Source organism: Winogradskyella rapida (assembly GCF_042675845.1).
In the GTDB taxonomy this organism is placed as follows: Bacteria; Bacteroidota; Bacteroidia; order Flavobacteriales; family Flavobacteriaceae; genus Winogradskyella; species Winogradskyella rapida.
On record NZ_JBHTKM010000063.1, the window covers coordinates 764181 to 786867 of the forward strand.

The 22687-nt window shown below is 36.6% G+C and carries 17 protein-coding genes and 1 tRNA gene; 3 read left to right on the top strand and 15 right to left on the bottom strand.

The genetic code is table 11. The annotated features are described in order from the left end of the window. Positions 1 to 21: 21 nt before the first annotated feature. Complete coding sequence (locus ACFQ13_RS10805) at positions 22 to 2223, bottom strand: S9 family peptidase (protein ID WP_386117184.1); 2202 nt, start codon at positions 2221 to 2223, stop codon at positions 22 to 24. 184 nt (positions 2224 to 2407) lie between these two features. Here ACFQ13_RS10805 and ACFQ13_RS10810 point away from each other — a divergent pair, with 184 nt between their 5' ends. Beyond that, on the top strand, positions 2408 to 3781 hold the full coding sequence (locus ACFQ13_RS10810) for a hydroxymethylglutaryl-CoA reductase, degradative (RefSeq protein WP_386117187.1): 1374 nt from the start codon (positions 2408 to 2410) through the stop codon (positions 3779 to 3781). Between the two features lie 155 nt (positions 3782 to 3936). After that, complete coding sequence (locus ACFQ13_RS10815) at positions 3937 to 4869, top strand: GYDIA family GHMP kinase (protein WP_386117189.1); 933 nt, start codon at positions 3937 to 3939, stop codon at positions 4867 to 4869. Positions 4870 to 5038: 169 nt separating this feature from the next. Here the strand turns inward: ACFQ13_RS10815 and ACFQ13_RS10820 are convergent, their stop codons facing one another. The 7 genes from ACFQ13_RS10820 to ACFQ13_RS10850 all read right to left on the bottom strand — a co-directional run bounded on the left by ACFQ13_RS10820 (position 5039) and on the right by ACFQ13_RS10850 (position 12975). Beyond that, complete coding sequence (locus tag ACFQ13_RS10820; protein ID WP_386117191.1) at positions 5039 to 7186, bottom strand: SurA N-terminal domain-containing protein; 2148 nt, start codon at positions 7184 to 7186, stop codon at positions 5039 to 5041. Between the two features lie 263 nt (positions 7187 to 7449). Next, positions 7450 to 8739, bottom strand: a complete 1290-nt coding sequence (locus ACFQ13_RS10825; RefSeq protein WP_386117192.1) for a hemolysin family protein — start codon at positions 8737 to 8739, stop codon at positions 7450 to 7452. A 3-nt stretch (positions 8740 to 8742) separates the two neighbouring features. After that, positions 8743 to 8934 (bottom strand): hypothetical protein, encoded by a 192-nt coding sequence (locus ACFQ13_RS10830; protein WP_386117194.1) that lies wholly within the window; start codon positions 8932 to 8934, stop codon positions 8743 to 8745. A gap of 33 nt (positions 8935 to 8967) precedes the next feature. Next, positions 8968 to 9534 carry an LPS export ABC transporter periplasmic protein LptC gene (gene lptC / locus ACFQ13_RS10835; RefSeq protein WP_386117196.1) on the bottom strand — a complete coding sequence of 189 codons (567 nt, stop codon included), beginning with the start codon at positions 9532 to 9534 and terminating at the stop codon, positions 8968 to 8970. Continuing rightward, positions 9535 to 10908: a hypothetical protein gene (locus ACFQ13_RS10840; RefSeq protein WP_386117198.1), complete on the bottom strand. Its 1374-nt coding sequence runs from the start codon at positions 10906 to 10908 to the stop codon at positions 9535 to 9537. A 16-nt stretch (positions 10909 to 10924) separates the two neighbouring features. Further along, on the bottom strand, positions 10925 to 12247 hold the full coding sequence (locus tag ACFQ13_RS10845; RefSeq protein WP_386117200.1) for a hypothetical protein: 1323 nt from the start codon (positions 12245 to 12247) through the stop codon (positions 10925 to 10927). Further along, positions 12247 to 12975: a type III pantothenate kinase gene (locus ACFQ13_RS10850; RefSeq protein WP_386117201.1), complete on the bottom strand. Its 729-nt coding sequence runs from the start codon at positions 12973 to 12975 to the stop codon at positions 12247 to 12249. The genes ACFQ13_RS10845 and ACFQ13_RS10850 overlap by 1 nt, the downstream gene beginning before the upstream one ends. A 103-nt stretch (positions 12976 to 13078) precedes the next feature. On the opposite strand from ACFQ13_RS10850, the gene ACFQ13_RS10855 reads away from it, so the two are divergent. After that, positions 13079 to 13154 (top strand) — tRNA-Phe (locus ACFQ13_RS10855). Positions 13155 to 13352: 198 nt separating this feature from the next. On the opposite strand, the gene ACFQ13_RS10860 is transcribed toward ACFQ13_RS10855, so the two are convergent. The 7 genes from ACFQ13_RS10860 to ACFQ13_RS10890 form a co-directional block, all read right to left on the bottom strand. Continuing rightward, a complete protein-coding gene (locus tag ACFQ13_RS10860; protein WP_386117203.1) occupies positions 13353 to 14729 on the bottom strand; it encodes a sugar porter family MFS transporter in 1377 nt (458 codons plus the stop codon). Between the two features lie 36 nt (positions 14730 to 14765). After that, positions 14766 to 15524 carry an endonuclease/exonuclease/phosphatase family protein gene (locus tag ACFQ13_RS10865; RefSeq protein ID WP_386117205.1) on the bottom strand — a complete coding sequence of 253 codons (759 nt, stop codon included), beginning with the start codon at positions 15522 to 15524 and terminating at the stop codon, positions 14766 to 14768. Positions 15525 to 15599: 75 nt separating this feature from the next. Further along, a complete protein-coding gene (locus tag ACFQ13_RS10870; protein WP_386117207.1) occupies positions 15600 to 17447 on the bottom strand; it encodes a family 43 glycosylhydrolase in 1848 nt (615 codons plus the stop codon). Between the two features lie 3 nt (positions 17448 to 17450). Beyond that, the gene (locus ACFQ13_RS10875; RefSeq protein WP_386117209.1) at positions 17451 to 18029 is read right to left on the bottom strand and encodes a sugar-binding domain-containing protein; all 579 of its coding nucleotides are present in this window, start codon (positions 18027 to 18029) and stop codon (positions 17451 to 17453) included. 97 nt (positions 18030 to 18126) lie between these two features. After that, positions 18127 to 20469 carry a beta-glucosidase BglX gene (bglX, locus tag ACFQ13_RS10880; protein WP_386117211.1) on the bottom strand — a complete coding sequence of 781 codons (2343 nt, stop codon included), beginning with the start codon at positions 20467 to 20469 and terminating at the stop codon, positions 18127 to 18129. Positions 20470 to 20471: 2 nt separating this feature from the next. Further along, positions 20472 to 21275 (bottom strand): carboxylesterase family protein, encoded by an 804-nt coding sequence (locus ACFQ13_RS10885; protein WP_386117212.1) that lies wholly within the window; start codon positions 21273 to 21275, stop codon positions 20472 to 20474. Between the two features lie 18 nt (positions 21276 to 21293). Beyond that, on the bottom strand, positions 21294 to 22655 hold the full coding sequence (locus tag ACFQ13_RS10890; protein WP_386117214.1) for a glucoamylase family protein: 1362 nt from the start codon (positions 22653 to 22655) through the stop codon (positions 21294 to 21296). Positions 22656 to 22687: the final 32 nt, after the last annotated feature.

The following is a 22687-nucleotide window of genomic DNA, read 5'->3' on the forward strand; positions in this document are numbered from 1 at the left end:
ATTTTGTTAATGATAAGCGGATTAGTTTTTAGACGCTTTAGAAGAATCTCCTAAAGTGCTATGAATAAAATTCGTCATCTTCTTATATAAATGTAATCTTGTATTTCCTCCGTAGATTCCGTGATTTTTATCAGGGTAAATCATCCATTCAAATTGCTTATCTGCCTGAATAAGGGCTTCTACCATGCGCATTGTATTTTGCACATGTACGTTATCATCACCAGAACCGTGAATCAGTAGAAAGTCTCCTTTTAATTTATCTACATGATTAATTGGAGAGTTATCATCATAACCACTTGCATTCTCCTGAGGTGTTGTCATGTAACGTTCCGTGTATATAGAATCATAAAATCTCCAGCTTGTTACAGGAGCTACTGCGATGGCCATTTTAAACACATCATTTCCTTTAAACAAGGCATTACTACTCATAAAGCCACCAAAACTCCAACCCCAAATACCAATACGAGACGCATCTATATAATCGCGTTCCCCTAATTGTTTTGCAGCTTCAATTTGATCTTCAACTTCATATTTTCCTAATTCGTTTTGCGTCACTTTCTTAAAATCGGCACCTTTAAAACCGGTTCCTCTTCCATCTATACAAACCACAATATAGCCTTCTTGGGCTAGCATTTGATACCAATAATCATTGGCACCATTCCAACGGTTAGCCACTTGTTGCGATCCTGGTCCTGAATACTGATACATAAATAAAGGATACTGCTTTGTCGCATCAAAATCCTTAGGTTTAATGGTCCACATATTAAGAGCATTACCATTAACTGAAATGGTACTGAATTCCTTTTCAGAAATCGTATAGTCTTGTAACTTCTCAGCTAAGGCTTTATTGTCTATAATCTTTTTTAATAACTCGCCTGTTTTTGCTTTATGCAAAGTGTATTGTTGTGGCGTGCTTGCATTAGAAAAAGTATTGATAAAATAGGTGAAATCGGCACTAAATGAAGCACTGTTCGTTCCCGTTTTTTGGGTTAAACGTTTTTTGTTTTTCCCATTCAATTTAATACTATATACATCACGATTTATCGATCCATTTTCAGTAGACTGGAAATAAATAGTATTGGCTTTTTCATTAAATCCGTAGTAATCTGTAACCTCCCAATCTCCTGTGGTCACTTGATTGATCAGTTTCCCATCTTTGTTATAGTGATAAATATGGTTAAAGCCATCTAACTCACTTGTCCAAATAAAACTATTATCTTTTAGGAAAGTTAAGTTGAACGTCACATCGATATAAGCCTTATCTTTTTCTGCCAAGACTTTTTTAGCGTCCATAGTTTTGGTGTCAAACATCCATAAGTCTAATTCGTTTTGATGACGATTCATATACTGAACACTTAAAACGTTAGCCTCATTGGTCCACTCTAATCTAGGAATATAGAAATCCTTATAAGTTTTATCTACTTTTAACTCTTCAAGTTTTTTAGACGTTACATTGTAAAGGTGTAAGGACACTTTAGAATTGGCCTCACCAGCTTTAGGATATTTAAAAACGTGTTGTGTAGGATAGAGCTCAGAACCATAGACATCCATTGAGAATTCTGGAACATCTGTTTCATCAAATCGAATAAAGGCAATTTGTTGACTATCGGCACTCCAATCAAAAGCTCTTACAAAACTAAATTCCTCTTCATAAACCCAGTCCGTAATACCGTTGATGATTTTATTTTTTTCACCATCAGTGGTAATTTGTTCTACCGTTCCGCTTGTTAAATCCTTTACATAAAGGTTATTTTCAAAACCGTAGGCAATCTTGGTTCCATCTGGAGAAAGCGTTGGCTCTTGTACCAACTGATCGGAAACTTTAGTGACCTTCTTTGTGGCAATATCGTAAATGTAATATTCTCCTAATGTAGAACGTCTAAAAACAGGTTGCGACTGTGTTGTTAATATCAGTTTAGACTCATCGCTATTAAACTTATAATCAAAAAAACCTTGAATCTCAGCAATATCTGCTGAAGACACTAAGGTTTTCACTTTTTCTAAGGTTACGTAATCGTAGATATCTATGGTAGATGTTCTATTTTGTCTATTAAAATTTAACACTGAATACTGTTTCCCATTCGCCATTGAGTGCAAGGCTTGCATGCCTTCAGTTCTAAATTGTCCGCTCCATATCTCTTCTAAAGTTATTTGTTTATCTTGACAAAAAACAAGGGGGGTCATTAAAAACGCAACAATAGCGGTAAGGTGTTTAATTTTCATGTGTTGTTGTTTATATTCTTGTATACGTAAGGCGCTCTTAACTCTGAATCATAAGGTTGTATGATTTCGTTTATGGCCTATTGGTTTTATAAATTTTATGATTGTCATAAAGCAATGCCAAGTTTACTAAAAATTATACAAAAAACCGCCTTTATTAACAGTAAATCGGGTTTTACAATCGATTATGCAGGCATTTTCTAGCAATCCTAGTATCTTTGTTTTTTTTAAAATTAGAACCCACATGTCCAACACCATTTCCGGCTTTTCAAAGCTTTCAAAATCTGACAAAATTAATTGGCTATTAGAGACCTATTTTTCAGAACAAGACCAGGCAAGAACACTTGTAGAAAGCTACTGGAACACAGATGACAAACTACAGAAGCTACACGACGAGTTTATTGAAAACACCATTACCAACTATTATTTACCACTAGGTGTTGCGCCTAACTTTTTAATCAACGATACCCTTTATGCCGTTCCGATGGCTATTGAAGAAAGTTCCGTTGTGGCTGCCGCAAGTAAAGCGGCTAAATTTTGGTTAGAACGTGGAGGTTTTAAAGCTGAAGTCATTGCCACAGAAAAAATTGGTCAGGTGCATTTTATGTACCATGGTGATGTTACTAAACTTAAGGCCTTTTTTGAAGAGGTGAAGCCCACTTTAATTAAAGATACCGCAGCCATTACAAAAAATATGGAGCTTAGAGGTGGCGGTATTTTAGATATCGAATTGCGCGACAAATCGGATGACTTGCCGCACTATTTTCAACTTCATGCGAAGTTTGAGACTTTAGATGCCATGGGGGCCAACTTCATCAACTCTTGTCTAGAGCAATTTGCCACCACTTTTAAACGAGAAGCCCTCCTCTATAAGGCTTTTACTGAAGAAGAGCAAAACCTCACTATTGTGATGAGTATTTTATCTAATTATGTACCTAATTGTGTCGTGCGTGCCGAGGTTTCTTGTCCTATTTCAGAATTAAAAAGTAAAGATATTCCAGACCCTGAAGCTTTTGCTCATAAATTTAAACAAGCGGTAACTATTGCGGAATTAGAACCCTATAGAGCCGTGACCCATAACAAGGGCATCATGAACGGTATAGACGCCGTAGTATTAGCGACCGGAAATGATTTTAGAGCTGTAGAAGCTGGCGTACATGCCTATGCCGCAAAAGATGGCTCCTACACAAGTTTAACGCATTGTACGGTAGAAAATGACCGCTTTACTTTTTGGATTGAAATCCCACTTGCTCTAGGAACGGTTGGCGGCTTAACACGCTTACATCCTTTGGTTAAATTTGCTATGGAAATGTTACAGAACCCTAGCGCTAAAGACCTCATGAAGATTGTAGCTGTGGCCGGATTAGCTCAAAATTTTGGAGCGGTAAAATCTTTAACCACCACCGGAATTCAAGAAGGCCATATGAAAATGCATTTAATGAATATTTTAAATCAGTTTGAAGCTACAGTTACAGAAAAGGAGCAATTGGTAGAACATTTTAAAACCAACGTGGTTACTCACAGTGCCGTGGTGGAGGCTATAGCAGATTTACGAAAATAAATACGTTCTTATAAGAGCAACTGGGTATTGTGTAATCCTCAATTGATTAACACGAATTTAGTCCTGTTTTTATACCGTGAAATTTAAAACTAGTACAGCGAAGGGATTTCCCTGAGCCTGATGAACGTAACAAACTGGACAAAAAAATTGAACCATTGACACAGAAAACGCAAACCTTTAGAAGTCACGGAAAACTACTTCTTACCGCCGAATACGCGGTCTTAGATGGGGCAAAAGCTTTGGCTATCCCAACAAAATACGGGCAATCATTAGCCGTTACAACGCATAACAATCCTGTTATAGACTGGACGAGTTATAACGAATGTAATGAGGTTTGGTTTAGCGATCAATTTGAAATTTTAAAGACTTCTGAAGGCTTGCAAGTCCAATCAACCTCTAAAAGCGAGATTAGCCTACGCCTTATTCAGATCTTTTCAGCTATACAGCGTTTAAATCCAAATTTCCTTAGTTCTGATGTAGGTTATAGTGTGACCACACATCAAGATTTTAATCGGGCTTGGGGCTTAGGCACCTCTTCAACCTTAATTAACAATATGGCCCATTGGGCTAAAGTAGATGCTTATAAATTGCTAGCGCTAACTTTTGGAGGTAGCGGTTATGACATTGCTTGCGCACAGCACGACACTGCTCTTACCTTTCAACTAGAAAAGGAATCTGCTCCAAAAGTGGCCCCTGTAGCTTTTGACCCTAATTTTAAGGATCAGCTGTATTTTGTGTATTTAAATGCAAAGCAAAATAGTAGAGATGGCATAGCGTCTTACCGTAAACTTGGGCTATTAACAGAAGCCAAAAAGGAAGCGATTAATAATATAACAGCCAATTTGGAACAATGCACTTCGCGTGTAGAATTCGATCGCTTAATCCATTCTCATGAACAACTCATTTCTGAGTTAATTGCACAGCAACCCATACAACAGCGTTTGTTTAGCGATTTTAAAGGCGCTATTAAAAGCCTTGGGGCTTGGGGTGGTGATTTTATCTTGGTAAGTTCTGAAGCCGATCCACGTGCTTATTTTAAGACCTTAGGCTACCCAACTATTATTCCTTATTCCGCAATGGTCTTATAAACGCCCTCACTTTCTAGCGCTGCTTTATAAGGACGGTAAGCGTCTTAGAAAACAAGCACAATTCTTAGCCTTAGCAAAGGCTTTCTTAAAATTAAGAAAAGGTATAAACCAAAAAAAAGGCTTCACAATAATGTGAAGCCTTTTTAATATACTCTAGTCTAATGTCGATTTAGTAAACCGTCTTAGCTCTGTTATCTTCAATCTCAGCTGCATCTTCTAAAGCTGTAAACACTTTAGTTTGAACCGCACTTCTACGTTCTGCATTTAATCGGTTCATAATCGCTGTATAGTTGTCTAATTCTGTAGCTTCCGTCACTTTAGTTACTTCAATAACATAAACACCTTTATCACCATCAATTGGGCTAGAGGTTGCTCCTTGTGCTAATCCGAAGGCTGCACCAATAACTTTAGGCTCAGCTCCTGCACCAGATAAGGTTGTATTGTTAATTGTTAATGCTGCCGCTGTTCTAGGACTCTGCGCTTGGTTTTTAGCAACATCAGCAACTGTTGTTCCTGTAATTTTTTCACGGATCAGTTTTGCTTTCTTCTCTTTTCTGATTTCTGGAATAGCTGTAATAGACGCATCTTCTGTACTCATTAAACCAGCTTCTCTTTTCTCTACCACTTTAGCAACGATAAATCCGAAGTTAGAAATTGGGAAGTTTTTATAAGCGCCTACTTCTGTATCTTCATCAAAAGACCAACGTACAACTTCTCTCTGACTTCCTAAACCAGGAATTGTTTCGTCTAAAGGATTAAATGTAATTGGCTTTACAGTTAAGTTACGTTCTTTAGCTAACGCTGTAAAATCACCATCTTTCGCTGCGATTTCAAATTTAGACATCTTGTTGAAAACATCTTGAAGTGTAGCATCTGAAGGTTCAATTTTAGTTGCAACGGTCGCTACTTTTACGGCTTTATGAAAGCTCTTTTGTTCTAAGATTTCAATGACATGGTAACCAAATGTTGTTTGCACCACATCGATATCGCCTTCCTTGTTATCAAAAGCATAAGCTTTGAATTCTGGAGCCATTCCTGCTAAATAATCAAATTCAATTTCACCATCTTGCTCGTTACTCACTTTATCAGAAGATAAATCTAAAAGATCCATAAACTTCGTTCCACCTTTAATAGCGGCATAAATACTATCTGCTGTTTTCTTAGCTTGCTCTGGTGTTTTTGTTACAGAAGCATCAGCTCTTTGTCCACCAACATGAGGGATTAAGATATGACGTACTTTAACTGAATCTGGCAATTGCTTCGTAGCAATAACTTTAGACAATTTGTAAAATCCGTTGTCTTTATATGGTCCGTAATACGCACCAGCACTCAAGTTCATTAAAGTATCTTTAGCTACTGTTGGTAACTGACCTTCTCTTAAAAATGAATCGTTGTATTTAATCGCAGAATTAGAATTTACAAATTCTTCGATGTCTGTTGCAGAATCAAACCCAGGAATTGTCTCTGTGTTTTTGCTGCTTTCATTGTATTCTTCTCTGTCCGATTTTAAAGCTAATAATTCCGCTTTAATAGCATCTTCATCAGCTTTAGAAGCTTCCTCTTTAAACTCTACATAAACCACTTCAGTTGTCGCATCCGTAGTGTAAGTTTCTTTATGTGCCTCCATATAAGATTTGATTTCGCTAGTAGACACTTCTACCTCACTATCATCAATACTTGTGTAAGGCACTTGAACATATTTAATGTCTACTGTTTTAGCATCTGCTAAATAAGCATCTTCAGCTTCTTTAATGGTTGTATTTACACCCGCCTTAATCATGTTGTAATACGTCTGCTGAATGGCGTTTGTTGCAATAGTCTGTTCGTTGTTTGTCCAGCTATCATAATTTACTAAGAAATTCCCTAACGGTGCTGTTTCACCATCTAAGTCTTTTAAGTTCGCGATAAATGCATTTAGACGATTAACATCGAAATTTCCGTTTGCATCTTGAAACTCTGGATAAGAAGAAAAACTTAATTTTAATAAGTCTCTCATTTCATCTTTCTCTACAGACAATCCTAATTCTTCGAATTCAGATTCTAATACAATTCTACGTAACTCTTGGTTGTAGATTGCATTCATAGACTGTGTAGACGTTTGTCTTCCACCAGCTCTATCTTGATAGTTTTTTACTTTTTGTTGAAACTCAAGTCTATTGATGTCTTTACCGTTAATGGTTGCAACAACATCTTGAGATCCGCCAGTTAGGGCATCAGAATTTTTGAATAAATCTCCGATTACGAATGAAAATAACGCTAATGCAATTACCAATATTAATACCAGTGAGCGTTGTCTAATTTTATTTAAAACTGCCATAGTCTTTTTGTATCGTCTTTAATTTGGTGTAAATAAGTGTGCGAAAATAGCATATTCTATCAAATAATAAAAGGAGAAGTTTAGTTTTTATAAAGTTGAAAATCTTTAGCCTAAATTTTATAGGAACATGCTAATAAACAGCGGCTCTTTAGGCTTGAGTTCTTTAGCATTTAAAGAGGTACTCTGCTTGTAAGATCTTTTAAAACGCTAGGAGATAAACAGGATTTAAAATGGCCTACGTACCATTTGAAGTAAAGGGTTTGTTAGTCGACCTCCAATACCTTAAGAATAACCTCGTCTATTTTTGTTGAAGACACTTCGGTAATGGTGAATTTAAAATTCTCTATAAATACATCATCATTCTCTTCTGGAATTCCTTCAGTGGCATTAACAATTAAGCCACCAAGGGTTTCGTAGTTTTCACTCTTAGGAAGATTGAGTTTATAGGTTTCATTGATATAATTCACTTCTAATCGTGCTGAAAACTTATACGTAAGGTCGTTAAGCTGTTCTTCTACCATTTCTACGGTATCATGCTCATCTTCAATTTCACCAACAAGTTCTTCAATAATATCTTCAACCGTCATAATACCCGATGTTCCACCGTACTCATCAATAACCACCGCCATACTACGACGTTTTTTAATCAAAATATTCAACACATCTTTAACCAAGATGGTTTCAGGAACAAAACCTACAGGCATTAAAATTTCATCTATAGATTTCGGTTTTTTAAACAACTCAAAGGAATGCACATAACCCTTAATATCGTCTATATTATCTTTATAAATAATAATTTTAGTACGACCTGTTTCAATAAAGAGCTGTCTTAAATTTTCAATACTATCAGAGATATCAACACTGGTAATTTCGGTTCTAGGCACCATCACCTCTCGGGCTTTCACTCCTGAAAACTCTAAGGCGTTTTGAAAAATTTGTATTTCACTATCCACATCATCTTCATCTTCTACAGACTCCATTTGCTCTGTGATATAATTTCCAAGCTCTACTTTAGTCATGGCCAACACCACATCTTCGCCTTCGGTTTTAAAGACATACTTTAAGACGTTATCTGAAATCCAGATGATAAAATCTGAAATCCAAGAAAAGACCACATAAAACACATAAGTTGGTACGGCTAATACTTTAAGTAAGGTATTGGCATATATTTGAAAGAAGACTTTAGGAAGAAACTCTGCGGTAACTAAAATCACTAGGGTAGAAATCACCGTTTGAGACAACAGTTGTAGATCTACAAATAGATAACTAAGAATAGGACTCTCTGAAGGCAGCATGGAGTTGAACCAGCGTACTAAAACCTCGCCCATTTTAAGCCCGTAAATAACTAAAGCGATATTATTACCAATAAGCATGGTCGCAATATACTTTGAAGGTTTAGCCGTTAGTTTTGCTAAGATATTACCTAAAAAATCACCTTGCTTTTTTTCTAATTCAATATGAATTTTATTAGAAGAGACATAGGCTATTTCCATTCCGGAAAAGAAGGCAGAAAGTATAAGTGTGGATATAATAATGACTAGATCGGCAGTCATACATTATTTGTTATTATGGTCTTCAAACTTTTTACTAAAACGCTTTCTAAAGAAAAACATAAAAGTTGCTAAAGCCACAAATGCGAGCGATAAGTAAGCTCGGTTTCTTTCTTCTGACCATTTAGTGATGGCATCATAAAGGAAAAGCACAGCAAAAACAAGATAAGCGTAATGAAAAATCTTTTGTATTTTCATGAGTTAGGTTCAATTAATAAAGCACAAAGATAGTTAATTATCTACTTCAAAATCACCACCCATTTCTAAGACTTGAGTTTCTTTTAAGTTTTTATCCGAATCAAAGCCCACTCCATGGGTAAGACTTGTTAAACTTTTAAACACAAAAGGTTCATTAGTAAAGGCCCACTCTAGCTTTTGATTGTAATACAATTGCTCTGTAAACAACGTATCTTTTTGGTGGGTTGCAATTTTAACATCGCCACGAAGATCTATAAGATCGGTATCAGAATAAACAATGGCATAATTAGAGGTAATGGTGGTTTTGTTGCCATCGTCATCAAAAATAAAGAGCTCTACGCCTTCTGGAAATTCAGAAAAAGCAAAACTCCGATTAGAGTAATCTAACATTTTTGGACTTAATAGATTGGCTAACAAACGTACCGTATCTTCCTCAAATTCGGTATAGTCCAAATCTATATTTTCAGCCTCACCAATAGGCTGGTTTTGTAACACACCAACTTGTTGAACTTTGTCAAAGTCGTTGTTACAAGAAAAAAACATAGTCACAACGATTGCTGTGACTATGAATTTAATACTATGTAAATGAATTGTTTTCAATTAGTTACTTGGTACGGTTACTGAACGTCCTATCCAACATCCTATTTTAATAACTTCACCTGCACAAGTACAGTTAAAGATTTCCGTTTTAGACGGTGCACTTCCTCTATAACTAGCTGCTGTTTTAGCGGCAATAGATTTTAAACGACCATCTACTCTTCCAGCCTTTTCAGCTTCTAAAGCTGCTAACCAGAATACGGCTCTTTTATTAAAGTTTGTATCTCCACAGCTATTTGCACTCTTAGCATACATTGATGCAATTGATAAATGTGGTGATCCATCAGAAGGATTAAGTTTTAAAGCTTCCATGTAATATTGTCTCGCTTTACTGTAACTTCCTTTAGCTTTCAACTCTTGTGCTAACTTCTTATAAAGTTTTGCTTTCTTTAATGGATCTGATTCTAATTCTATAGTCTGATCGAAATACTTTTGCTCATTCGTTAATAAATACAAGTAAAACGCTGTATCTGCACTTGGCTCAATCGTATTCTTTTGCTGTACTAATTTTAAGAATAAAGGATCTGACTTACACTCTTTAGCATACATTCTGTTCATGGCACGTTGTAACCACTCTGGATTGTTTTTATTAGCTTCAAAGTCTTTTTCGTATAATGGCACTAATACCTCACAGTTAGCACGTTGTCCTAACTTCTGATCCATACTCCCAATAATCTTAGTTTCAAAAACCTCGATATTAGATTCGTAGCTTCCTTTACGGCTTTTTTCAATTTTTGTTAATGTCCCTCCAGCTTCTTCTTTTTCAGCATACTTATTTAAGTTCTTCGTGTAGCCTGCAATTAAACCTTCAATAATTTCATTAACATCATCATACTTATCAAATAATTTCTGTGCATCATCTTGTGTTTTCGCACCTGCATCATATAAATCTACAGCAAGAGAGAAGTAAGTGTAAAGTCCTACAGCACTTTTAAAGTTAGCCGCATCTTTTTGGTACGCCTCATCAAACATGTTATAAATTTCCTGATCTGTCTTGTTAAGTACTTTTCTGTATTTATAAGCTAAGTTGGCTTTATCTGCAAGGATTTCTCCTAAAGGATATCTTGACTCAAAATACTGTCTACTCTGATCGTATAAAGCCATTAAATCGTTAATATGTGCTATTTGCTCTGCACCTGTACTATTTTCAATTTTATGCTTTAAGATTTTTTCTCCGTGTACATAGATCGCTCGGTTAAACTGAGGGCACTTTTCTCTAACAATCTTCCAAGGACCATAGGCTTCGTCATATTTTTTATTCTTAGCATAGTCATTAAAAATAGAGAGATTATTCATACACTCCTCATCTTGTTGAGCAAATCCAAGATTAACACTCATAAAAAGTGCTAGAAAAAGTATTGTTATTTTCGTTTTCATTTGTAAATATTATTTGTTAATTATATTTTCTCTGTTCGAACCAACGAGCATTCAAAGATAAGCTTAGATTAAAGTTTACAAAATTCTCTTTGATTAAATTTTGATTCGTTGTTCCACGTTGCCCAAATTCTACACCTAAATTGGCATTAGAAAACAAGTTTCGGTTTCCAACTGGTAAACCTAGACCAAAAGATATGCCAAACTCTTTAATAGATTCATCTTTTATGACTAAACCTGTTTTAGCGACGTTAAAACCGGCTCTATACACGACACGTTTAAAATAGCCTGAAAACGCATTATAGTTAGGAATATAAAATCCACCAACGGCGATTTTTGAAGCATCTTCAAAAGATGTATTCTGATTAGAGAACACCGGGTTTGAAAACTTACTTGTGTTTTGAAACGTATATTCTGCCCCTACAAACCAAGATTTCGGATTTCCAATACCAGTACCAAAGGTTAAAGTTGACGGCAAGTCTAATTCGGTTTTATCTAAACCTTGGGCTTCAAGATCTGCATCGATAGTAGAAGAGACTCCTGTAATATCAAAAGTTGCTCCATCTATAGTTACCGTAGAGAACGAACGCACATTTTTAGAAGTCAATTGACTCTCTGGCGCATAGGTTGCGGTTGCTGACCATTCTAATTTGTCAGTAATATAAGTTTTATAAGCGATCCCGAAGTTTAGATTTAACCCACTTAAATCTGAGCGGTTAAATTCGCTAGTTTGGTATTGCACCACGCTACCGTCTGGCTCATAAGCCACCTCTAAACCTGTATTTTGTATGTTTCCGAAGTTGTAACTAAAATCGACACCAACACTTAATTTTTCATTGACTTGGTAACCGAGTCCTGCGAAAACTTTGTTAACACCACCTTCACCTTCAAAACGATTAACAAAGACCTCATCATTGTTATAATCATCTAATTTATAACCTACAGAAGTAAATGGCATTAATCCGAAGCCAAAACCAAATTTACCAATTGGCATTGAAATGGCTATATAATCGAAAATTGCAGTGTTCGCATCACCTTCCGAAGTATTGCTTTTTAAAGTAGAATTGGTCATGGTCCCTGCTACCGTAAACTTTACCGGCCTGCTTTCGCCATTAAACGGCATAGATTTTAAACTATTACCGGCATACGCCGCAGGATTTCTTAAATTAACGTGAATACTGTCTAGGTAAACTCCCATGCCACCCATGCTTCGGTTTTCTACCGTACCTTTAGCCATCAAGCTTCCAATACCGTAAAATGAATAGGGAGAACCTGTTCCTTGTTGTGCAAAAGCTGCAGAACTTATAATTGTAATACAGATTACAATGAATCGTTTTATCATTATTTTGAATTATATTCTAGAATGTAATTCAAACCCTCCAGTAGAAAATTTGAATTCGCAAATATGGTATTTTTTAATTGGTTTGACAAAAATTTGCTATCTCCTCCTGTTAAAATAACTGTTAAATCTCTGTATTCGTAGATATAATCTTCCAATACGCCGTCAATTTCTTTGATTACGCCGTGAATTACTCCAGAGTGTATAGCCGATTCTGTAGAGTCTCCAATTAATTTATCAGGCTGCCTTGTTTCTAATAACGGAAGATTTGCTGTTAAATTATTTAAGGCTTTATACCGCAACCGAATTCCTGGTGAAATGGCGCCACCGAGATAATGCTTGTCTTGGGTTACAAAATCGTAAGTAATACAAGTACCGGCATCGATAACCAATACATTTTTATTAGGAAACTGATCTACCGCAGCAGCCACCAGAGCCATACGATCGACACCCAAAGTTTTAGGTGTTTGGTATTTATTTATAAAAGGAAAGTTTAAATCTGAATTTAAAACCAACAACTCTAAATCTTCTGCAACACGATCAACTTGCGCTTTTGATAAATGCCCTACTGAAGAGATGATCGCTTTTTCTAATTTTGGGTAGGCCGATTTGAGTTTTTTGTATTCTTCTGGAAAGCTTTCTAAGGTAAAACTCGATTTATGTAATAAATTTTCAAAATTAAATATTGCGCACTTTACGTACGTATTCCCCACATCTACAACAAGATTCATAGTCATTTTATATTTCCACAAAAATATAAAATCAAATTTTATTAAAATTACTTTGGAGATATTAAAAAAGCGCTTATATTTGCACCCGCTTAGCAAAGCAATTGGTGCCTTAGCTCAGTTGGTAGAGCAAAGGACTGAAAATCCTTGTGTCCCTGGTTCGATTCCTGGAGGCACCACCACCAAAACCCGATTCATCTGAATCGGGTTTTTTGGTTTTATAGCTTTTTATAACGCACCACTTCTTCTCCTTCCTTTTTAAATTAACACTTGTTTCACCTTATTACAAGCTCATTTAAACACGAACAGGGCATTTTTAAACAAAAAAAATCAAGGCGTTTCCACCTTGATTTTTAAATATGAATCTTAAGATTTAAGTCTTATTTCCAGAATTCTTCAATCTCCTCTAAAGATTTCCCTTTTGTTTCAGGAATAAATTTATAGGTCACAAAAACAATAACTAAAATAAAGACGATAAAAATATAATATGGCAATGACCCATTCCATGGTGCACTAGTATTCATTTCACTTCCCATAACCACCGGAAAAGACTGCGATACCATATAATTTGCTGCCCATTGTGCCGCAACCGCTACAGACATGGCCACACTTCTAATCTTATTAGGGAACATCTCTGCCAATAATACCCAAACCACAGGCCCCATTGATAATGCAAAGGATGCAATAAACATTAATACACCAATTAAAGACAATACCCCAACATTACCTTGCTGTAAGGTTACACTTAGCAATAAGAAGCCTACAATCATCCCAACCGATCCGATATACAATAAGGGCTTTCTACCAAATTTATCTACCGTGAACATGGCCACAAATGTGAATACTAAATTTACAAATGCTAAAAGAATTTGTTGTTTTAAAACGTCTTCTTTACCAAAACCTAAGGCTTTTTCAAAAATATCAGCACCATAATACAATACGGCATTGATTCCTGTAAATTGCTGTAACATGGATAATACCGTACCAATAGCAATAATCACTAATACCCCTTTAGAGAAGTAACTCACCTTAACCCCATCATTAGTCTTGTTTAGAGACTCTTTAATGTTGTGCAGCTCTTTATTAGCCACTTCGTTTCCATTAATCTGTTGCAACACGGCTAATGCCGCTTTTTCTTTTCCTTTTAAAGCCAACCAACGTGGACTTTTAGGCACGATAAACAACAAGATTAAAAACAGAATACTTGGAATTAATTCTGACCAAAACATTCTTCGCCATCCGAAATCAATATTTTCTTCTACACTTAGATCACTTCCTATAAAATAAGTTGCTAGGAAAACCACAAAGAAACCAATAACAATAGCCAATTGGTAATAGGTTACCATACGTCCTCTAATATCTGAAGGGGCAATTTCTGCGATATACATCGGAGCATTCATAGAAGCCACACCAATACCTAGTCCTCCAATAATTCTAAACACCACCAACATACTCACCGTTTGTGGTAAAAAGTCAGGAAGCCCAGAACCATATGCTGAAACCGTAAAAAAGATAGCCGAAATAATTAAAGACCACTTTCTTCCTATTTTAATACTTAAAGGTCCCGCAACAATAGCCCCGACAAAGCAACCTAAAAGTGCACTACCAACAACCCAACCTTTTAAGGCATCACTGAGATTAAAATATTCTGTTAGATAAAATTGCGCACCGTTGATGACACCTGTATCATAACCAAAAAGCAAACCACCTAAAGCGGAAACCGCTGCGATTAGCAATAAAAAAACACCTTTTTTCATTTTATATATGTATTTAATAATATTAATTAATTTCTGTTATTTGAGCCGCAATGTAATTAAAATTGGCAAATGATCTGATGGATATTGCAAGTTCCAATTATCACTGAGTACGGCGTACTTAGGGACTTCTACTCCTTTTGAAACAAACACAAAATCTATACGTCTGGTTACGGGCTTATTGAAATGAAAACCATTAAAAGTACCCTCTGGCCCAAAGCTTAGTTTTGCTATTTCTTTTGAATCGTTTAGATCTTCCTTGATGAGATGAATACTAGGATGATCTGGTTCCATATTAAAATCGCCCGTTAATACAACCGGTACATCTTCGGTATTAAATGCTTTAATTTTTTCAAGGATTAAGACCGCACTATTGGTCCGTGCTAATTCCCCCACATGATCAAAATGGGTATTAAACAACCAAAAGGTTTTTGCTGAAGCTTTATCTTTTAGCAAAGCATAGGTACAAATTCTATGGCATACCGCATCCCAGCCTCTAGAAACTTCATTTGGAGTTTCGGATAACCAAAAGGTTCCTGACTTTAAGATTTCAAACTTTTCCGTTTTATAAAACAGGGCAGAATACTCGCCTGCATCTGCACCATCATCACGTCCTACACCCACATAGCTATAGTCTACCAAAAGACTATCCATTGCTTTCATTTGATTAGGCATGGCTTCTTGCACTCCAATAACATCAGGTTCATAAAACTTCAGTTGTTTTATCAAAAAGGGTTTTCTTGTGCTCCAGCTGTTTTTTCCTTCTTTAGGGTAATCGAGCTTAATATTATAGCTCATAACACTTACCTCTTGCGCGTGCGACCACCCCAAAACAGTGAGAAACCAAATAAACAAATACTTCATCGTTATAGGCTATTTGATATACAGAACGTCACTTGTTTCAGAAATTCCGTTTTCATTAAACGCTTCTATTGTAAAATAATATGGCGTATCCCTATCTAAACAGCGCATAAAATGCGTTGTGGTATCATAAACCTGCCACGATTGGTACAACTTATCCTCTGCAATTCCCCATCGGATATTATAACCTTGAGCGCCTTCTACAGCGTTCCATGTAAAGGCGGCGTCTCTACGATCTGCTTGGCGTTCCACCTCAAAACCAGCTACGGCTGATGGCTTGGCTTCTAAACCTAAACCAAACACTCTAAACTCTGACATGGCAAAGTTAGCACCAGGTACTTTTACGTTATGATAACGCACATATTTCGCTTTTACCGCTTCCTCTAAAACAATATAGGCGTTAGGGGTATCTTTTTCACTTGTGCTGCGGTCTACAACAGTTTGCCATACGTTGCCATCTTCTGAAGTTTCAATTGTAAATTGATGTTTTAAACCTTCAGTACGTGTATAAATTCCCGATTCATGATCATGAAAATTTAATTGAAAGGCATGGATATTTCCCGGCTTTAACATTTCCACCGTGATTGTTTGCTTATCGTCATTAGCTTCTGCCACCCAAAATGTCTTTGGATCTTCATCTGTTAAAACTTTTGAGATGATACGACCTTGTGCATCTTTTTCTAAGGGTAATTCTGTAACCTCAACAGCATCGTCATCTGAAGTAAACTTTTTAACCTGCATTAATGAAGAGGCTACGGTGACCTCAGCTTTATACGATAATAACATCCAACCATTATGTTGCCCTGCTTTGGTAGGATGGTTAGCACCAAAACGTGGATAATCGCCATAAGCGGTATTACTATACATCAGTCCATCTTCGTCAAAATAAGTTGGAAACATGCACAAACGGCGTTCCCATTGCGCATTTGAAGCTAAAGCCATCGTCGCAAAATGCCAGTACTGCCCGTTGGTTTGCTTAACTGTAATTCCATGTCCGGCTCCATTAGTAAATCCACCGGGTTTAAAACTCATCGGGTTATTTTTCATATACTCAAAAGGCCCTAATGGCGTTTCTCCTACATATACTCCATCGGCATAAACATTAAATTGTGTTCCTGGAGCGGCATATTGTAAATAATATTTTCCGTTGTGCTTGGTCATAGAAGCGCCTTCCATATACCCTTCTTTTAAAGTTGGATGAAAGTTGTTTTCCCCAAAACGTTCCCAACCATGCTCTTCTTCAACAAGATTAAATAAGGATTTACGAACGCCTGTTTCTAAAAAACGATCGTCTTTATTGAGTTGTTTCACGTGTAAAGGATGTACGTTAGACGAGCCCCAATACAAATAGGTTTCTCCATCATCATCAATAAATAATTCTGAATCTTGAATGTTATTTGTAATAGAAGCTGTTGGATTCCACTTTCCACTTTTAGGATCGTCGGTATAAAGAATACTACCATAGCCCGCAGGGTTACCCGCAAAATAAACTAAGGAATCTTTATAATTAAAGGCTGTTGGGGCGTTACTCCCTTCAAAAAACCATTGTTCCGGCTTGATGAAATCCCAATTTACCAAATCGGTAGAATGCCAGTATCCAAAAGAACGGGTAACAAACATGTAATATTCCCCTTTAAATTCTATCACGGCAGGATCTGCCCCAGAACGATACGATTGGTTACTGCTAGAGTTATACACCATATAGGTATAATCTATATCTAGCGGATTAATATAGGTTTGAAATCCTTCCTTTATCAGGGCCTTTTCCGAAGAACTCACAGCTGGTGTTTCTGTTTTATTCGTTTCATTTTGGCAAGAGAAAAACAAGCCTATTGTACAGAAAAAAAGTAGTTTTTTCATCGTTTATAATTTAGTGTCTTTAGCGGTTAATGGGTTGTAAGAGGTCCCTGTATGCCCAAGTAATCGTTCAAGATGTTGTTTAGGTAAACTTATAAATTCTACATCACGGTAAATTCCGCCGTAAAATGTAAAATCGGCATTAAGTGGTGGAATATCGTCGTTATGGGAATTATCTACAGTAACCTCAATACGGTTAAAAGCATCGTAGTTTAAGTAAGCCGTAATATCAAAATTAAAGGCTGTGTAACCTCCATGATGCATTCCGACTTCCTTTCCCTTAATATAGACAACCGCTGATTGGTTAACCCCGTTAAATTTTAAATAATGGATGTGCTCTTGAGATTCCGAAGCTATAAACAGTGTTTTTTGAGAGTAGCCTAAACCCCTACGGTAGCCCGGCTTATCATCAAAAGCATCTGTAGCATTCCAGCTATGCGGAATATTTACGGTTTCCCAAGTTGTTTTATCACTAGAATACTGCCAACCCGAATTAATCATTTTCGTTTGGGCCGTAAGAAAACAAGTAAAAGCCACATACAGCAATAAGACTAGGGATTTGTACTTAAAACATATATGTGGCATAGGGTAGCTATTAATCTAACGGATACTTGTAATGTGTAACACAGCTTAATTCAACTGCACTCTATAGTGGGTTAATTAAAGTTGCATTACGACACTGTTATTTTGTTAATTGAAATGTTTTCATCATCTCTGTATCAGAATCAGTCCCGACAAAAACTTGAAATTCTCCTGGTTCAGCAACAAAATCTAATGCTGAATTATAGAATTTTAAATCTTCTACAGTTAGGGTAAAGTTAACGGTTTTAGTTTCACCTTTTTTAATGGCTACTTTCTCAAAACCTTTTAATTCTTTTACGGGTCTAGTTACCGAACCAACAAGATCTCTAACATAAAGTTGTACCACTTCTTTACCATCATAATCTCCGGTATTGGTAACATCTACAGAAACCTCAACCGTTCCATTATTATCGATACGTGTTGTATTTAAGTTGAAATTAGAATACTCAAAAGTGGTATAACTTAGACCATATCCGAAAGGATATAAAGGCTCGTTACGCACATCGATGTAGTTACTTTTAAATTTCTCAAAGCGACCTTCATCATTTCCTAAAGGACGACCTGTATTTTTGTGGTTGTAAAAAATTGGCACTTGTCCAACATTTCTTGGGAAAGTGGCTGTTAATTTCCCTGAAGGGTTTACCGCTCCAAATAACACATCTGAAATGGCTCTACCCGCTTCACTTCCTGGGAACCATACATTAAGAATGGCAGGTACATTATCATTCTCTTCGACTAATACCAAAGGACGTCCCGTAAATAGCACTAATACTACTGGTTTTCCTGTTTTAAGCAAAGCATTTAATAAATCTTTTTGTACTTGAGGAATCCCTAAATCGGTTCTGCTACTACTCTCTCCACTGAATTCTGCTGTCTCTCCAAGGGTAGCTACAATAACATCAGATTTTGAAGCCACTTGAAGCGCTTCATCTAATAATTGTTTATCGGTACGGCCATCTCTTGGAATTGACTTCCCAAACATTGTTGCGCGTTGTTCTAATTCTAAATCGTAATCTACATTACTTCCTTTAGCGTATAATAAAGTAGCTTTATCACCGATAACTTCCGTTAAACCATCAAAAACAGAATTTGATTTTTCTTGATCGGTAGCGACACTCCAAGTTCCTGCCATATTATTAGCAGCCTTAGCCAATGGACCAATTAAACCAATAGTTCCTGATTTTTTAATCGGTAATAATTGAGCTTCATTTTTAAGTAATACCATTGATTCCGCTGAAACTTTACGCGCGAAGGTTCTGTTTTCTGGTGTAAAAATTTCAGTATTTGCTCGCTTTATATCGCAATACTTATAAGGATCGTCAAACAAACCTAATTGAAACTTTGCGGTTAACATACGTCTTACAGCCGTATCAATATCATCCATAGATATTTTTCCGTTTTCGTATGACGTTTTAAGCGTTTTTGCAAAAGCCACAGGAATTGATGGCGAATCTCCTGCCATATCCATATCCACACCTGCTTTTAAAGCCTGTTCTGAAACTTCAAATTTATCACCAACACCATGTGCGGTCATTTCATAAATTCCCGTATAATCGGTAACCACAAACCCATTGAATCCCCAATCGTCTCTTAAAAGATCAGTTAACAACCATTTGTTTCCTGTTGCTGGCACACCGTCAATCTCATTAAATGAGGCCATCACAGATCCAACACCAGCATCTATCGCTGCTTTGTAAGGCTCTAAGTACTCATTATACATTCTTATTTTACTCATGTCTACCGTATTATAATCACGCCCTGCTTCTGCAGCACCATATAATGCAAAATGTTTTACACAAGCCATAAGCGTATTATTGGCACTAAGATCATCTTGTTGATAACCTCTCACCATTGCTTCTGCGATACGGCTTCCTAAAAATGGATCTTCACCATTTCCTTCAGAAACACGTCCCCATCTTGCATCTCTAGAGATATCTACCATTGGAGAAAAGGTCCAGTTTACCCCATCTGCACTAGCTTCTGTAGCCGCAACACGAGCCGTTTGTTCTATCATCTCCATATCCCAAGAACTAGACAGTCCTAATGGAATAGGAAAAGTTGTTTTATAACCATGAATAACGTCCATCCCAAAAATTAATGGAATCCCTAAGCGACTTTTTTCAACCGCAATTTTCTGAACTTCATAAATTTTCTCTACCGTTTTAATATTAAATAAGCCTCCTACTTTCCCTTCTTCAATACGCTTACCAACATCAGAACCTTTAGCCGCACCTGTGGTAATATCCCCTGAAGTAGGAAGGTTTAATTGCCCAATTTTTTCATCAATAGTCATTAATTCTAAAATAGAATCTACTTTTGATGCATACGGGTTCTCGGTCTGTGATTGCGCCGTCTTAGCCGTATCTGTATTAGAATTACAGCTTGCCAATGTCATTGCCATAACAGCAATTGCGATAGTTTGTACGTTAATTAATTTCTTCATTATTATATTTTAGTATTTGAAAAAAGCCATGTTAATAATTCTGGTTCTGCAAAAGCGGGGTCCCAACTGTTGTGGTTTGCAAAATCATAAAGCGTAAGTTTAGGAAAACCACCTGCACTTATAATTGCTGAAGCCATTGCTAAGGAAAGCTTAGGGTCTACAACATCATCTTTAGCCCCGTGAAAAATCCAAAGTGGTATATGCTGAGCAAAAGCGGTTACCGATTCTGGATCACCACCACCACAAATTGGAATGGCCGCTGCAAACATTTCAGGATGACGATAAATCAACTCAAAAGTTCCCATACCTCCCATGGATAAACCCATAGCATACACCTGATCGGTTTTGATATAAGGCTGAGCCAGCATTTGGGTCATTAAATCGATAACGGAAGCCATTGCTTTTGTAGGCGCTTCCTTGTATTTATAATTAAATGTGATTGGTTTTGTAGAACGATCGGCTTCTAGTTTTGCCCAATAATCATCTTTAGGACATTGAGGAAAAATGACCACCGCAGGAAATGAATCTCTCACCGTTTCTTCTAAAAACAAATCACTACCATGCACTAATTGTCGCTCGTTATCCAATCCGCGTTCACCAGCTCCATGAAGCACCACAATTAAGGGGTAAGCTTTAGAGGCATCAAAATTTTTAGGCAACAGTTTTCTGTACTTTAAAGTATCACCATGAGCAATATGCTGTTCATAAGAGAACAGTGTTTTTGATGACTCCTTTTCTTGAGCATCAGCTGTTGTTGCACTAGAAATCACGATACTTAAAAATGAGATTAAAAATAAATATTTCATAAGCCTATAAATGTTGGATTAAAATGAAAATCCAAGATTGGTTAAACCATTCTGAACGTCTTCATTTTGCATAAAATAATTCCACAATAATCCTGTTCTATAATTCTCAATCATGATAATTTCCGGACCTTGATCTATAGCTAAATAGCGTTCCGTTACCCAATTGTTATAATGTGGACTAAAGGCATCATAAAATCCAGCAGGCCCTAACAAGGTATTCTTATTACTATAGAAATAACGCAAGGCAGCTAATGATTTTTCTGGTGTATAGGGCATAGAACTTATAGCGGCTGTAGGAGAAATTACTCCTAAATCATTATCAGGGTTATGCGCTGAATATCCTGTAGAACCATCTGCATTACGACTGTAACTTGCCGTAAGTCCCCAACAATCTTCACCGTAATCGGCATAATTATTTGGGTTATTCACACAATGTTGATAATTGATATTACTGTGATTAACATTTACCTCCCAGTAGTTAGCGTACTGATCTGATAAATTTGTAGGATCTAGACCTAAATAAGAATAATGCGCCCAAAATAGAGGACCACTACCAGAACCCGCATGATCTAAGACTAAAGGAATACCATACTGACTTGAACCGGTAACAATAGCTCCATTACTCGCCCATCCTTCATGATACACTTCTGGAGTAATACTATGATCTGGAGAAGCTGCACCTAGAATAAAAGCAATTAAAGTTTCGTTATAGCCTTTTAATTCAAGGTCCATAGCAAAGCCGTGATTAGGACTCCAATGCCAATACAAGGCATTTTCATTTTGGGTATACCAATTCCACTCTACACCTTTCCAAAGGGCATCTGCCTGACTGGCCAAAGCCATCTCGTCTTCAGATCCATTTTTAAAATACTCTTTAACACAGATAAGACCTTGTGCTAAAAGTGCCGTTTCTACCAAATCACCTCCATTATCTTGATCACTAAAAGGAATAACATTACCGTTATTACCATCTATCCAATGTGGCCAAGCCCCATGAAAACGATCGGCATTTTCAAAGAAAGTTAAGATTTGATTGAGACGTTCATAACCTTCGTTTCGAGAAATAAAACCTCTTTCTATCCCTACAAGAATAGCCATAAGTCCGAAACCACTTCCTCCAGTGGTCACCACGTTTTGACTATCTGATGGCGCATCCATATGGTAACGCTCTCTTGCGGCACCCGAATTAGATTCCGCATAATCCCAAAAATATTTGAATGTAGACTCTTGGGTAAGATCCATTAATTCATCATCCGTTAAAGTTTCAACTATCGGATCATCATCTCCATTAGGATCGTATGGTTCTTGATAGCCAGGACCATCATCAGAACCACAATTAAAACAGAATAAGGCGATTATTAATAAATTAAACACTTTCATATTTTCTTAATCGTTAATTATATTTTTAGCGT